The 13,584-nt window shown below is 73.5% G+C and carries 13 protein-coding genes; 6 read left to right on the top strand and 7 right to left on the bottom strand.

Features of this window, described 5'->3' with window-relative positions:
- The first annotated feature begins 227 nt into the window (after positions 1-227).
- From VKZ81_RS20740 to VKZ81_RS20725, 4 genes are all read left to right on the top strand, one after another.
- Positions 228-599 (top strand): TraR/DksA family transcriptional regulator, encoded by a 372-nt coding sequence (locus VKZ81_RS20740; RefSeq protein WP_324243281.1) that lies wholly within the window; start codon positions 228-230, stop codon positions 597-599.
- 37 nt (positions 600-636) lie between these two features.
- Positions 637-1,695 carry a DNA topoisomerase IB gene (locus VKZ81_RS20735; RefSeq protein WP_324243280.1) on the top strand — a complete coding sequence of 353 codons (1,059 nt, stop codon included), beginning with the start codon at positions 637-639 and terminating at the stop codon, positions 1,693-1,695.
- Between the two features lie 565 nt (positions 1,696-2,260).
- Entirely contained in the window at positions 2,261-2,830 is a 570-nt protein-coding gene (locus VKZ81_RS20730) for a type 1 glutamine amidotransferase domain-containing protein (protein WP_324243279.1), read from the top strand.
- 51 nt (positions 2,831-2,881) lie between these two features.
- The gene (locus VKZ81_RS20725; RefSeq protein WP_324243278.1) at positions 2,882-3,523 is read left to right on the top strand and encodes a DUF6328 family protein; all 642 of its coding nucleotides are present in this window, start codon (positions 2,882-2,884) and stop codon (positions 3,521-3,523) included.
- 20 nt (positions 3,524-3,543) lie between these two features.
- Here the strand turns inward: VKZ81_RS20725 and VKZ81_RS20720 are convergent, their stop codons facing one another.
- Positions 3,544-4,059, bottom strand: coding sequence for an SRPBCC family protein (locus VKZ81_RS20720; RefSeq protein WP_324243277.1), 516 nt, complete (start codon positions 4,057-4,059; stop codon positions 3,544-3,546).
- Positions 4,060-4,088: 29 nt separating this feature from the next.
- Entirely contained in the window at positions 4,089-4,859 is a 771-nt protein-coding gene (locus VKZ81_RS20715) for an RNA polymerase sigma factor SigF (protein ID WP_324243276.1), read from the bottom strand.
- A gap of 219 nt (positions 4,860-5,078) precedes the next feature.
- On the opposite strand from VKZ81_RS20715, the gene VKZ81_RS20710 reads away from it, so the two are divergent.
- Positions 5,079-7,433 (top strand): ATP-binding domain-containing protein, encoded by a 2,355-nt coding sequence (locus tag VKZ81_RS20710; RefSeq protein WP_491723618.1) that lies wholly within the window; start codon positions 5,079-5,081, stop codon positions 7,431-7,433.
- A gap of 235 nt (positions 7,434-7,668) precedes the next feature.
- Positions 7,669-7,791 (top strand): hypothetical protein, encoded by a 123-nt coding sequence (locus VKZ81_RS20705; RefSeq protein WP_324243275.1) that lies wholly within the window; start codon positions 7,669-7,671, stop codon positions 7,789-7,791.
- Positions 7,792-7,809: 18 nt separating this feature from the next.
- Here the strand turns inward: VKZ81_RS20705 and VKZ81_RS20700 are convergent, their stop codons facing one another.
- The 5 genes from VKZ81_RS20700 to VKZ81_RS20680 form a co-directional block, all read right to left on the bottom strand.
- The gene (locus tag VKZ81_RS20700; RefSeq protein ID WP_324243274.1) at positions 7,810-8,577 is read right to left on the bottom strand and encodes a 3-oxoacyl-ACP reductase; all 768 of its coding nucleotides are present in this window, start codon (positions 8,575-8,577) and stop codon (positions 7,810-7,812) included.
- Positions 8,578-8,612: 35 nt separating this feature from the next.
- The gene (locus VKZ81_RS20695; RefSeq protein ID WP_324243273.1) at positions 8,613-9,353 is read right to left on the bottom strand and encodes a gamma-glutamyl-gamma-aminobutyrate hydrolase family protein; all 741 of its coding nucleotides are present in this window, start codon (positions 9,351-9,353) and stop codon (positions 8,613-8,615) included.
- Positions 9,334-10,677: a glutamine synthetase family protein gene (locus VKZ81_RS20690; protein WP_414709431.1), complete on the bottom strand. Its 1,344-nt coding sequence runs from the start codon at positions 10,675-10,677 to the stop codon at positions 9,334-9,336. Before VKZ81_RS20690 ends, VKZ81_RS20695 begins: the two co-directional genes overlap by 20 nt.
- A gap of 104 nt (positions 10,678-10,781) precedes the next feature.
- Positions 10,782-12,575, bottom strand: a complete 1,794-nt coding sequence (locus VKZ81_RS20685) for an amino acid permease (RefSeq protein ID WP_324243271.1) — start codon at positions 12,573-12,575, stop codon at positions 10,782-10,784.
- 40 nt (positions 12,576-12,615) lie between these two features.
- Complete coding sequence (locus tag VKZ81_RS20680; RefSeq protein WP_324243270.1) at positions 12,616-13,539, bottom strand: phosphotransferase; 924 nt, start codon at positions 13,537-13,539, stop codon at positions 12,616-12,618.
- Between the last annotated feature and the right edge of the window lie 45 nt (positions 13,540-13,584).

Raw genomic sequence — 13,584 nt, 5'->3', positions numbered from 1 at the left:
GGCCGAGTACCGGCTGGTCGACGGGCCCCCGATGCGGCTGCGCCACCACGGCGAACCGATCGCGCTCGCCGACGAGGAGCCGCAGGTGCTGCCGCTGCCGCCGCTGGAACCGGTGGAACCGGTCGAGCAGCCCCACGGGCGGGCGCCGAAGGCCCGCCACCCCGGCGGCTGAGCGGGTGCGTACCCGGGGGCGGAGCGGGTACGCGGTGCGGGACCGCCGAGAGAGGATGGAGAACACCGTGGACCCCGACCGCGCCCGAGAGCTGCTGACCGGCGAGCTCGCCGCCCTCGACGAGCGGTTGCGCGTCGCCGAGGACAACCGCGCCGAGGCCGCCCCCGACCCGAACGGCCCCGACGGCGCCATCGGCCAGCACCCCGGCGACCACGGCTCCGACGTCACCGCCACGATGGAGGCGCGGATGACCGTCGAGACGATCGCCGAACAGCGCAGGCGCGTCCGGGACGCGCTCGAACGGCTCGACGGCGGCGACTACGGCCGGTGCGCCGTCTGCGACCGCGAGATCGACGACGAACGGCTCGAGAGCCGCCCCGAGGTGCGCACCTGCCGCGAGCACGCCGACACCCCGGTGGTCACGTAGCCCGGTTGACGTGGATCGCAGCGGGTAGCCGGATCGCGTGAGCGAGGTGCCCGAGGGCCTGGTCCGCGTCGATCCGACCGAGCCCGGTTGCACGCGGCGGCGCCGCGGCCGCGGCTGGAGCTTCTACGACTGCTCGGGCGAACCGATCACCGACCCCGTCGAGATCGCCCGCATCAAGGCGCTGGTCATCCCGCCCGCCTGGCAGGACGTCTGGATCTGCCCCGACGCGGACGGCCACATCCAGGCCATCGGGATCGACGCGGCCGGCCGCAAGCAGTACCGCTACCACGAGGACTGGCGGCGCAGGCGCGACGCGGAGAAGTTCGACCGCGTGCTCACCCTCGGCGCCGCGCTCCCGGACGCGCGGCGGAAGCTCGTGCGACGGCTGCAGGCCAAGGGCCTCGGCCGCGACCGCGTGCTCGCCGCCGGCGTGCGGATGCTCGACGTGGGCGTCTTCCGGCCCGGCGGCGAGGAGTACGCGCCCGGCGACGACGACCGGGACGGCACCTTCGGGCTCGCCACCCTGCGCCGCGAGCACGTGCGGCTCGAGCGGGGCGCGGTGATGTTCTCCTACCCGGCCAAGGGCGGCATCCCGCGGGCGCTCGCGCTGCGCGACCCGCTGCTGCACGAGGTCGTGAACTCACTGCTGCGCCGCCGCGGGGGAGGGGAGGACCTGCTCGCCTACCGCAACGGCCGCGGGTGGCACGACGTGCGCGCCGAGGACCTGAACGCGGCGGTCAAGGAGCTCGTCGGCGAGCGGTACAGCTGCAAGGACCTGCGCACCTGGAACGCCACCGTGCTGGCCGCGGTCACGCTCGCTGCCGGCACCGCGCGCGGCGGGGTGCCGAAGGCCGAACGAGCCCGCAAGCGCGTGGTGAACCGCGCGATCGAGGAGGTGTCGACCCACCTCGGCAACACCCCGACGGTCGCCCGCGGCTCCTACGTCGACCCGCGCGTCATCGCGCGGTTCGAGGAGGGGCGCACCGTGCTGCGCGCGCTGCGGCGGCTGGAGGACGCGTCGTCGCTGCCGGACCTGACCGACGACGCCACGCGCGCAGCGGTGGAGCGGGCGGTGGTGCGGCTGATCGGCGGCTGATCGAGGGCTCCGCAGATCCCGGGTGGGTCTCTTGACGGCGCGCGCCTCGTGCGGGGCCACTCCTCGCAGGTGAAGGGCGCGGCGCGGCCCTCCGGGATCGCCGCGCGACCGGCGAGCCTCTGCGGCCCCTCCGGCCAGGCTTCGCCGGGCAGGCCCGGGGCCTGCCCGCCCCGGCGCGCGGCGCCGCGCGGAGGCGAAGGCGGCCGTGCGGCGGCTCCGGGTTCGGCGGGACCCGCCGCTTCAGTGGACCACCTCGGTGGTCCACCACTCCCGCGGCTGGTGGGGCAGCCGCCGTGGAACGTGCCGCTGCGGCGGGCGGCCGTCGCGGGGAGCACGTGTTCCACCGCCGTGAGCGCCCCGACCACGCGGCGAGCCGGCCCGCCGCGTCGAGCTCCCGGGCGCGTCGGGCCGGACGACGGCCGCGTCGTAGCCGACGACGTCGGCGATCCGAACTGCTCCTCGGCGGCCGGAACCACGGCTCTTGCCACGGACGCGGACGGTGGGGCTGCACCCCGTGCCACGGTCGAACGCGCGTAGCCGGGGCGACGCCGGGTACGCGAGTCGCATGACCGGCAAGCTGGACGGAAAGCGCATCGCGATCATCGCCACCGACGGTGTCGAGCAGGTGGAACTCACCGAGCCCCGCGACGCGGTGACGCGGGAGGGCGCCCGCACCGAGCTCATCTCGCCCGCGGAGGGCGAGATCCAGGCGATGAACGGCGACATCACCCCGGCCGACACCTTCCGCGTCGACCTCACCGCCGCCGAGGTCGACGCCGCCGACTACGACGCGGTGATCCTGCCCGGCGGCACCGTGAACGCCGACCGCCTGCGGATGGACCCGCACGTGCGCGAGTTCCTCCGCGCGGTCGTCACGGCGGGCACCCCGGTCGGGGTGATCTGCCACGGCCCGTGGACGCTCGTCGAGGCCGACCTCGTGCGCGGCCGCACCCTGACGTCGTACCCGAGCCTGCGCACCGACATCCGCAACGCGGGCGGCACGGTCGTCGACGAGGAGGTCGTCACCGACAACGGCCTCGTCTCCAGCCGCAGTCCCGACGACCTCCCCGCGTTCTGCGCCACGATCGTCGAGGAGTTCGCCGCGGGCGCGCACCAGGCGTCCGCCACCGCCTGACGGCGGGGCGCCCGCACGCGTCGACCGTCACCCGATCGGGTAGACAGGCGCATGGCTGACTGGCGCGCCGGTGACGGCAACCCCCGGTTCTCCGGGGCCCGCGCCGACGGGCGCGGGGAACACCCGCTGCAGCGGGCCGACCGCAACATGATCGAGCTGCTGCAGGAGCTGCGCGTCGCCCAGACGGGCGTGCAGATCCTGTTCGCGTTCCTGCTGACGCTGTCGTTCACCGAGCGGTTCGGTTCGGTGAACGAGGTGCAGCGGTGGACCTACGTGGTGACGCTGCTGCTGTCGGTGCTCACCGCGGGCCTGTTCGTGGCGCCCGCGGCCGTGCACCGCATCACCTTCCGCCGCGGCCTGAAGGCCGAGACCGTGCAGCTGGGGCACCGGCTGTTCAGCCTCGGGCTGGGCGCGCTGGCGCTCACGCTCACCGGGGCGGTGCTGCTCGTGCTCGACGTCGCGGTCGGCCTGCCGTTCGCGATCACCGCGGCCTCGGCGGTCGTCGTGGTGCTGTGCGTGCTGTGGTTCGTGCTGCCGATCCCGATGCTGCGCCGCGCCCGCCCGGCGCCGCTCGCGCAGCCCAACGACGGCGACGGCGAGCCCGGTGACGATCGGGCCGGTGGCGAACGCGACGAGGGGCCGCCGCCCGACGGTCGGGCGGCGGCCCCCGGCGCGCCGTTCTCCTCGGCGTGAACCCCTGCCGGGCCTGACCCTCAGCCGGGCAGGGTGCCCGGCAGGTCGTCGGTGGGGTTCTGCTGGGCGGGCGCCTGCGGGCTGCGGCCCACGTCCCCGCGCCAGCCGCCCTCCTCGCGGCCACGGGACTCGATGAACTCCTTGAAGTTCTGCAGGTCGCCCTGCACACGGTGCTGCACGATCCCCAGCGCGTCGCCCGCCTTCTCCACGACGCCCGACGGCTCGTGGTCCAGCTGCAGGGTGACCCGGGTGTGCCGGTCGTCGATGCGGTGGAACGTGACGACGCCCGCCTGGTGGGTGCCGTTCGTGGTCCGCCACGCCACCCGCTCGTCGGGGTGCTGCTCGGTGATCTCGGCGTCGAACTCGCGCTCCACGCCGGCGATCCTCGTGACCCAGTGCGTGCGGGTGGGGGAGAGCTGGTCGATGCGTTCGACGCCCTCCATGAACTCCGGGAAGGACTCGAACTGCGTCCACTGGTTGTAGGCCGTGGTGACGGGCACGGCCACGTCGACGGTCTGCACGACGTTGGTGGTCATGTCGCAAGGCGTACCCGGCGCCGCCCGGTCTACCCGTCGTCGGTCATCCGACGGCGCAGCTGGGCGACCGTCTGCGACAACAGGCGCGAGACGTGCATCTGGGAGATCCCGACCCGGTCGGCGATCTGGGTCTGGGTGAGGTTGCCGAAGAACCGCAGCAGCAGGATCGTGCGCTCCCGCTTGGGCAGCTCGTCGAGCAGCGGCGCCAGCGTCTCGCGGTACTCGACCTTGTCCAGCTCGGCGTCGAGGTCGCCGAGGGTGTCGGTGAGCGGGGTGTCGGCGCCCGCGACGAGCTCGTCGAGGGAGCTGCTGCGGTAGGCCTGCTGGGCGTCGAGCCCCTCCACGACCTCCTCGGTGGACAGGCCCAGCCGCGCGGCGATCTCGCTGGGCTTCGGGGCCCGGCCGAGCTCCTGCGACAGCGGGCCGACCGCGCCGTTGATCGAGCTCTGCAGGTCCTTGAGCCGGCGCGGCACCCGCATCGACCAGGTCCGGTCCCGGAAGTGCCTGCGGATCTCGCCGGTGATGGTGGGCACCGCGTAGGACAGGAAGTCGATGCCGCGGTCCGGCTCGAAGCGGTCCACCGCATTGAGCAGCCCGACCGTGCCGGCCTGTTCGAGGTCGTCGACCGGCTCGCCGCGCCCGGCGAACCGGCGCGCGATGTGCTGCACCACGGGCAGGTAGCCGGTGACGAGCTTGGCGCGCAGCGCCTGGCGTTCGGGGTGGTCCGGCGGCAGCGCCGCGAACTCCTCGAACAGCGGCGCGAGGTGGGCGTAGTCCGAGTGGCGGGCCGTGTCGCTCATCGCGTGCACCCCATCGGCGTCCGTCCGGGGCGGGGATCGCTCGCTCTCGGGCGCTCGTCGGCACGCCCGCGGGGCGTGAGGACAGGGGGTGGGTGCACGTGAAGAGCTACCCGCGGGCCGCCGAGCGGAAACCCGGCCGCTGGTACGTTCATAAGTCGCCCTGTCGTACGCCACGCCCGCGAAGGTGATCTGCCGGTGTCGAACAGCACGTCCTCCGCGGTGCCGGATGCCCGCATCCCGAACGAGCAACCGGACCTGCTCGACGACGGGATCGAGCACGAGCGGGCCTACGTCCGCATGCTGTACGAGCGCCTCGACGCGCGCCGCGCCGAGACCGCCCGCAGGCTCGCGGACGTCCTGCACGACGAGACGGTCGGCACGCCGCAGGCGCTCACCGAGCGGGACGCCGCGGCCGCGATGTACGCCGACCGCCTCGCGGCGCTGCGCGCCGCCGAGCACGGGCTCGCGTTCGGCCGCCTCGACGCCGAGGACGGCGAGCGCCGCTACATCGGCCGGCTGGGCCTGCTGGACGAGGAGAACGAGTACGAGCCGCTCCTGATGGACTGGCGGGCGCCCGCCGCCCGGCCGTTCTACACGGCCACCGCCGCCTCGCCCGAGGGCATCCGGCGCAGGCGCCACCTGCGCACCCGCCGGCGGGAGGTCATCGCCGTCGACGACGAGGTGCTCGACCTCGACGACGCCACCGCCGCATCCCAGACGAGCGGTCTGACCAGCGAGGCGGCGCTGCTCGCCGCCGTCGACGCCCGGCGCACCGGCCGCATGGCCGACATCGTGGCCACGATCCAGGCCGAGCAGGACGCGGTCATCCGTTCGAAGCCGTCCGGGGTGCTGGTCGTGCAGGGCGGTCCGGGCACCGGCAAGACCGCGGTCGCCCTGCACCGGGCCGCCTACCTGCTCTACACCCACCGCGACCGGCTGGCCCGCCGCGGCGTGCTCGTCGTGGGGCCCAACCCCACGTTCCTGTCCTACATCGGGCAGGTGCTGCCCTCCCTGGGCGAGACGAGCGTCGTGCTGAGCACGGTGGGGCAGCTGTACCCGGGGGTGGACGCCCGCCGCACCGAGCCGCCCGCCGTCGCCGCGGTGAAGGGCCGCGCCGAGATGGCCGCGGTCATCGCCGCCGCCGTGCGCGACCGCCAGCAGCTGCCGCGCCGCCCCGTCGAGCTCGTGGTCGAGCAGCAGCCGGTGCGGCTCGACCGGGAGGTCGTGCAGGCCGCCCGCACCAAGGCGCGCCGGTCCCGCAAGCCGCACAACGAGGCGAGGCGGATCTTCCGCAAGGAGGCGATCCGGCTGCTCGCCGAGCAGGTGGCGCGCACGCTCACCAGCCCGGGTCGGCGCGACCTGCTCGACGCGGGCGACCTCGCCGACATCCGCGACGAGCTGTCCGAGAGCGCCGAGCTGTCGCGCGAGCTGGACGCGCTGTGGCCGACCCTGTCGGCCGAGCAGCTGCTCACCGACCTGTTCGCCGACCGGAAGCGGCTGAACTCGGTGGCGCGCCGGCTGCCGCCCGCCGAGCGCGAGCTGCTCTACCGGCCCGCGCCGTCGGACGACGTGCCGGTGGACCTGCGCTGGACCCCCGCCGACGTCCCGCTGCTGGACGAGGCGGCCGAGCTGCTCGGCGACGACGGCTCGGAGGCGGCCGCCCGCGAGGCCGCTGCGCTGCGCGAGGAGGTCATGTACGCCCAGGGCGTGCTGGACGTGCTCGACCTGGAGGAGGACCTCGACCCGGAGCTGCTGCGCGCCACCGACGTCATCGACGCCGACCGGCTGGCCGAGCGGATGCAGGTGCGCCGGTACGACTCCACCGCCGAGCGCGCCGCGGCCGACCGCGAGTGGACCTACGGCCACGTGATCGTCGACGAGGCGCAGGAGCTGTCGCCGATGGCGTGGCGCACGGTCATGCGCCGCTGCCCGAGCCGGTCGATGACGATCGTCGGCGACATCGCCCAGACCGGCGATCTCGCGGGCGCGCGGTCGTGGGACGAGGTGCTGGCCCCGTTCGTCGAGCGTCGCTGGCGGCTGGAACAGCTCACGGTGAACTACCGCACGCCGGCCGAGATCGCCGACGTCGCCGACGACGTGCTCGCCTCGATCGACCCGAACCTGACCCCGCCGCGGTCGGTGCGCAGCACCGGGGTGCCGCCGCGCGCGGTCGCGGCGCAGGCGGGCGGCCTGGACGACACCGTGGCGAAGGTGCTCGCCGAGGAGGCGGGTGCCGTCGGCGACGGCCGCACGGCCGTGCTCGCGCCCGTCGGGCTGGTCGACCGCCTGCGGGCGCGCGTGCTCGGCCCCGACGGCGGGGCGGACGGTGCGGCGAGCACGGACGGCGCGGTCGGGGAGGTCGACCTCACCGCCCCCGTCGTGGTGCTGCCGGTGTCGGCCGCCAAGGGCCTCGAGTTCGACGCCGTTGTGGTGGTGGAGCCGGCGCAGCTGCTCGCCGAGTCGCCGCGCGGGCGGGGCGACCTCTACGTCGCCCTCACCCGCGCCACGCAGCGGCTCGCGGTGGTGCACGCCGAGCCGCTGCCGCCGGAGCTGCGCAAGCTGCAGACGCGGTGACCGGCGCGGCGGCCCCGCCGGCCCGGGTGCGCCGGCCGTGCCGCTCGCTCCCGGAGGTGATCGAGGCGCCCACGCACGGCGCGCCTCCGTGGTTCGTGCGGGGCCGCCGCCCGGTCGTGACGTTCGTCGACCCGGACGAGCACCCCCGCCTCGACCTGCCGCACGTGGCGATCTGGGCGGCCGCGCCGCCGCGCCCGACCGCTTCGTCGTCCCGCGCTTCGGCGGGCACGACCGGGTGGGGGTGCGGCTCGACGGCGAGCCCGACCGGGCCGAGGTCGGCGAGGTGGTCCTCGACGCCGACCGGCAGGCGGCGCCGAAGGCGCTCGTCGCGCGGCTGGACGCCGACCGCTCCCGGTGACCGCACCCCCACCGAGGGCTACAGGGGCGTGACGTACGCGCCGGAGATGCCGCCGTCGACCAGGAACGTCGAGGCGGTGATGAAGCTGGCGTCGTCGCTGGCGAGGAACGCGACCGCGGAGGCGATCTCCTCGGCGCGGGCGAAGCGGCCCATCGGGACGTGCACCAGCCTGCGCTGGGCGCGCTCGGGGTCGGAGGCGAACAGCTCCTGCAGCAGCGGGGTGTCGACCGGCCCCGGGCAGAGGGCGTTGACCCGGATCCCCTCGCGGGCGAACTGCACGCCCAGCTCCCGGCTCAGCGCCAGCACGCCGCCCTTCGAAGCGGTGTAGGAGATCTGGGACGTCGCCGCACCCATCACCGCCACGAACGACGCGGTGTTGACGATCGCGCCCTTGCCTTGGCGCTGCATGTGCGGGATCACCGCCTTGCAGCACAGGTACACCGAGGTCAGGTTGACCTCCTGGACCCGCCGCCACGCGTCGAGGCCGGTGGACAGGATGGAGTCGTCCTCGGGCGGGGAGATGCCCGCGTTGTTGAACGCGACGTCGACGCTGCCGTACGTGTCGACGGCCGCGGCGAACAGCGCCTCGACCTGCGACTCCGACGTGACGTCGGTCTGCACGAACAGCCCGCCCACCTCGTCGGCGGCGGCCTTGCCGGCGTCGGCGTCGATGTCGGCGACCACCACCCGCGCCCCCTCGGAGGCGAGGCGGCGCACGGTCGCGAGGCCGATCCCGCTGCCGCCACCGGTCACGACGGCGGTGCGGCCGGAGAAGCGTTCCATCATGGCCCGCAGCCTAGATCCTGCGGTCTAGACCGAATTCAGGCGGCCCGGCCGGCGCGGTGCGCGGCCGCGGCGCGCACGAGGGCCGCCATGAGGCGCACGTCGGTGGCGACCTCCTCGGGGTGCCACTGCACGCCCACGACCCAGCGGTCGCCGGTCAGCTCCACCGCCTCGACCAACCCGTCGGTGGCGCGGGCGGTCACGACGAGGCCGTCGGCGAGCCGGTCGAGGGCCTGGTGGTGGTGGCAGCGCACGGTCGCCGAGGCGCCGAGCGCAGCGGCGACCCGGCTGCCTGCCTCCAGGCTCACCTCGACGGTGCCGAAGACGCCGGGGGAGGGGTTGTGCCCGGTGTGCCCGACGACGTCGGGCACGTGCTGGACGAGCGTGCCGCCGAGCCCGACGTTGAGGATCTGCGCCCCGCGGCACACGCCGAGCACCGGAATCCCGCGGTCGAGCGCACGGTGCAGCACGGCGAGCTCGGCCGCGTCGCGCTCGGGCCGGGGCGTGCCGGTGCGCTCGTGCGGGGTGGCGCCGTAGCGGGCCGGGTCGACGTCCGGGCCGCCGGCGAGCACGACCGCGTCGAGCCGGTCGACGGCCGCGGCCGCCTCCGGCACCGGCGGGAGCAGCACCGGCACCCCGCCCGCGGCGATCACGACGTCCGGGTACGTGCGGGGCAGGAGCACCGCCTCGTGGTCCCAGACCCCGTAGCTCGCGCGCTCGCCGTAGGCGGTGATCCCGACGACGGGCCGGGGGCTCGGGTCAGAGCCGTTCGAACCCACGCTTGCGCTCCCAGTCGGTGACCGCCGCGTCGAAGGCGGCCAGCTCGACCCGCGCGGCGTTCGTGTAGTGCTCCACGACCTCGGTACCGAACGCGGCCTCGGCGACCTTCGACCCGGCGAACAGCTCCGCCGCCTCACGCAGGGTACTCGGCACGCGCGGGCCGGTGGACTGGTAAGCGTTGCCGGTGTACGGCGGCGAGAGGGGCAGCTCGTTCTCGATGCCGTGCAGCCCGGCCGCGATCAGCGCCGCCACCGCGAGGTAGGGGTTGACGTCGCCGCCGGGCACCCGGTTCTCCACCCGCAGCGAGGGCCCGTGCCCGACCACGCGCAGCGCGCAGGTGCGGTTGTCCAGTCCCCACTCGACCGCCGTGGGCGCGAAGCTGCCCTCGGCGAACCGCTTGTAGGAGTTGATGTTCGGGGCGAACAGGTAGGTCAGCTCGCGCAGGCACGCCTGCTGGCCCGCCACGAAGTGGGAGAACACCTTCGAGAAACCGTGCTCGCCGTCGCCGGCCGAGACCGGCCCGTCCGCGCCGCGCAGCGAGATGTGGATGTGGCAGGAGTTGCCCTCCCGCTCGTCGAACTTGGCCATGAACGTGAGCGCCATGCCCGCCTGGTCGGCGATCTCCTTGGCGCCCGTCTTGTAGATGGAGTGGTTGTCGCAGGTGGTGAGCGCGTCGGCGTAGCGGAAGGCGATCTCGTGCTGGCCGAGGTTGCACTCGCCCTTGGCCGACTCGACCACCATGCCCGCGCCCGCCATCCCGTTGCGGATCCGCCGCAGCAGCGGCTCCACCCGCGACGTGCCGAGCATCGAGTAGTCGACGTTGTAGAGGTTGGCGGGCTCCAGGTTGTGGTAGCCCTTGCGCCACGCCGTGTCGAACGAGTCGGCGAAGACCATGAACTCCAGTTCGGTGCCCACGTCGGCCGACAGCCCGTGCGCGGCGAGCCGGTCCAGCTGCGCCTTGAGGACCTGCCGCGGCGAGGCGACGACCGGCTTCCCGTCGGCCCACTGCACGTCGCACAGCACGAGCGCGGTGGCCTCGTGCCACGGCACCCGCCGCAGCGTGGAGAGGTCGGGCACCATCACGAAGTCGCCGTACCCGCGCTCCCAGCTCGACATCGCGTAGCCGTTCACGGTGTTCATCTCGACGTCGACCGCGAGCAGGTAGTTGCACGCCTCGGCGGCGTGCGGGACGACCTCGTCGAGGAAGTACGTCGCGGCGCACCGCTTGCCCTGCAGGCGGCCCTGCATGTCGGTGAACGCGACGAGGACCGTGTCGATCGTGCCGTCGTCGACCATCGAGCGCAGCTGCTCGAGGGTGAGCATCCCGGGGCGGGCCATGGGGTGTCCTTCCGGTGGAGCGGTTCACGCCGAACGGCACCCCCGAAGGGAAGCTCCCCCCGGGAGTGCCGTCCGCCTGCTGGTCGTGCCTACTTCGCCGGCTTCGCGGCGTCGGTGCCTGCCGGGGAAGCGTCGGTGTCGCCATCCTCGCCGGTGGAGGCCCCGTTGGTGGTGGAGGCCCCGTCGGTGGTGGAGGCCCCGCCCGCGGAGGCGCCGTTGGTGCCGGACCGTTCGGCCGCGCTCTCGGCGGCGCCGGCTTGCTCGTCGTCCGTGGCCTCGTCCTTCTCGGCGGCCTTGTCGTCCGCGGCCGTCCCGTGCCCGTGGCCGCGGGCCTCCGCCTCGGCCTCCAGCTGCGCCTCGATGCTCTCCAGCTCGGCCACCGAGCCGCCCTCCGGCACCGGGCCGGTGAACCACTTGCGGGCCGAGATCAGGTACCAGCCGCCGAACAGGATCAGGGCGCCGCCCACGGTGATGGGCGCGTAGTTGACCGCCTCCCAGTCGAACTCCTCGGAGAACGGAACGCCCGCGGGCGACAGCGGCATCAGGAACAGGACGCAGACCAGCGCGATCCACACGACCGCGGTCGTGGAGATCCACTTGTAGCGCGGGCCGAGGGTCCAGGCGCCCGCCTCGAACCGGTCGCCCGCCTTGATCCGCAGGATGATCGGCAGGCAGAAGGCGATGTAGAGGCCGATGACGGCGATCGAGGTGCCGACCGCGTACCCGAGAACGCCGTTGACCAGCGTCGGCAGCATCAGCGCCCAGGCGAGCACGCAGATCGCGGTGACGGCGTTGACCGGGGCGCGGTTGGCCGCGACCTTGCGCCACACCTTGTGGAACGGCACCGCGCGGTCGCGGGAGAACGCGAACATCATGCGCGAGGAGGCCGTCACCGACGCCGTGCCGCAGAACAGCTGCGCGATCACCGCGATGAGCAGCAGGAACTGCGCCCAGGTCTCGCCGAGTGCCTCGGTCCAGATGTAGATGACCGCGTCGCCGCCCGCGTCGAGCACGCCCTGCACGTCCGGCACGGCGAAGGTCACGGCGACGAGCAGGATGAAGCCGAACACCACCGACGCGACCACGGCCATGACCATGCCGAGGGCGGCCGTGCGCGATGCCGACCGCGTCTCCTCGCTCATGTGCGCCGACGCGTCGAACCCGGTGATCGTGTACTGCGACATCAGCAGGCCGATGCCGAACACGAACCAGAAGGCGGAGTCGGAGAACCCCGAGTTGTTGATGGTCTCGCCGAACACGAAGGCGGCGGACTGGTGGTTGTCCGGCACGAAGGCGAGCACGGCGACGACCACCGCGACGCCGACCATGTGCCACCACGCCGAGATGGTGTTCAGCAGCGCGAGGATGTTGATGCCGAGCAGGTTCAGCCCGAGCTGCAGCGCGGCGATCACCGTGAAGACGATGAAGATCGTGCCGGTGTCGTTGCCCATGCCCGGGAACCACAGGTTGAGCAGCGCGGTGGTGAAGATCGCCGACCCGTACTGGATGGCGGCGGTCACCGCGATCTCGCCCACCAGGTTGAACCACCCGGTGAACCAGCCCCACGCCGGGCCGCCGAGCTTGGACGCCCAGAAGTACAGCGCGCCCGCCGTGGGCATGGCCGAGGCGATCTCGCCCATCGCCATGGCGACCAGCACGCAGAAGAAGCCGACCAGGAGCCAGCCCCACGTGATGGCGACCGGGCCGCCGTTGTTGAACGCGATGTAGTACGAGGTGAGACAGCCGGCGAGGATCGAGATGATCGTGAACGAGATGGCGAAGTTCGAGAACCCGCCCATCTCGCGGTACAGGACTTGCGCGTAGCCGAGGCGGTGGAGGATCGCCTCGTCGTCGGTGCGCGCGGCGCGCTCGGTGGCAGCCACTGGGCTCCTCGTTGTCAGGGGTTGTCCGGGTTCTCGGGGGTCATTCGGGCCGGGTCGCCGCCTCGAGCAGGTCCTCGAGGTCGGGCCCGTCGAACGTCGCTACGGCGCGGTCGTACTTCTCCATGCCCCACGACCAGAAGTCGAAGTCGATGGGGCTGGAGCCGTCCTGGATCGCCGCCCACAACGTCCAGCCGTACTGGGACATCAGGGCGAACAGGCGAGCCCGCGCGACCTGCCGCGGGCGGGGGCGCCCGTAGTAGGCCGTGACGAGCTCGTCGAGCAGGGGGAGCGGCAGGGTCGCCTCGCTCCAGATGTTGCCCAGCTCGAAGCACGGATCGTTGTTGCCGGAGTACTCGTAGTCGATGATCCGCACCTGCTCGCCGTCGTCGATCATGTTCTCGGCGAGCAGGTCGTTGTTGCAGGGCACCGTGTCGGTGCGCGGCCCGAGCGCCTCCCGGATGCGGTCGACGATCGGGGCGAACTCGTCGTAGCGCTTCGGCAGGCGGAATCCGTGCTCGGCGACGATCCGCCGGTAGCGGGCCTGCACCTCGAACATGTCGAAGTCGTTGACGAAGCGCGGGCCCGAGTGCAGCTTGCGGCACGCGGCCGCCACCCGGTGCAGCACGTCGGGGCGGTGCAGGTCGGCGTCGCTCAGCGGCTTGCCGGGCAGGAAGCCGACCACGAGGCCCTCGCCCGGCCGGTAGTGGAGCACCGGTGCGCCCACGCCCGCCTGCGCGGCGGCCAACGAGTTGGCGTGTTCGACGTCACGATCGATCCCGAGCAGGCTCTTCCCGCCGGCCGGGATCCGCACGACGCAGGTCCCGTCACCGTTGGTGACCTTGACGTTGCGGTTCGTGAGACCACCGGGTAAATCGACCACCGTGCGGGGGCGTCGGGCTGTGCACGGAATCGTGTCGAGCAGCGCGTCCAGGTCCGGATCCAGCACGGTCGTGGTCAACTCCACTGGGGGATGGTAGAAGTCGCGTCAAATACGGTCTAGACCGTAAGG

The sequence above is a fragment of the Pseudonocardia sp. genome (assembly GCF_035305885.1).
Taxonomy (GTDB): domain Bacteria; phylum Actinomycetota; class Actinomycetes; order Mycobacteriales; family Pseudonocardiaceae; genus Pseudonocardia.
The sequence above is the reverse complement of the archived record's forward strand: the minus strand, read 5'-3'. Positions and strand labels throughout refer to the sequence as shown.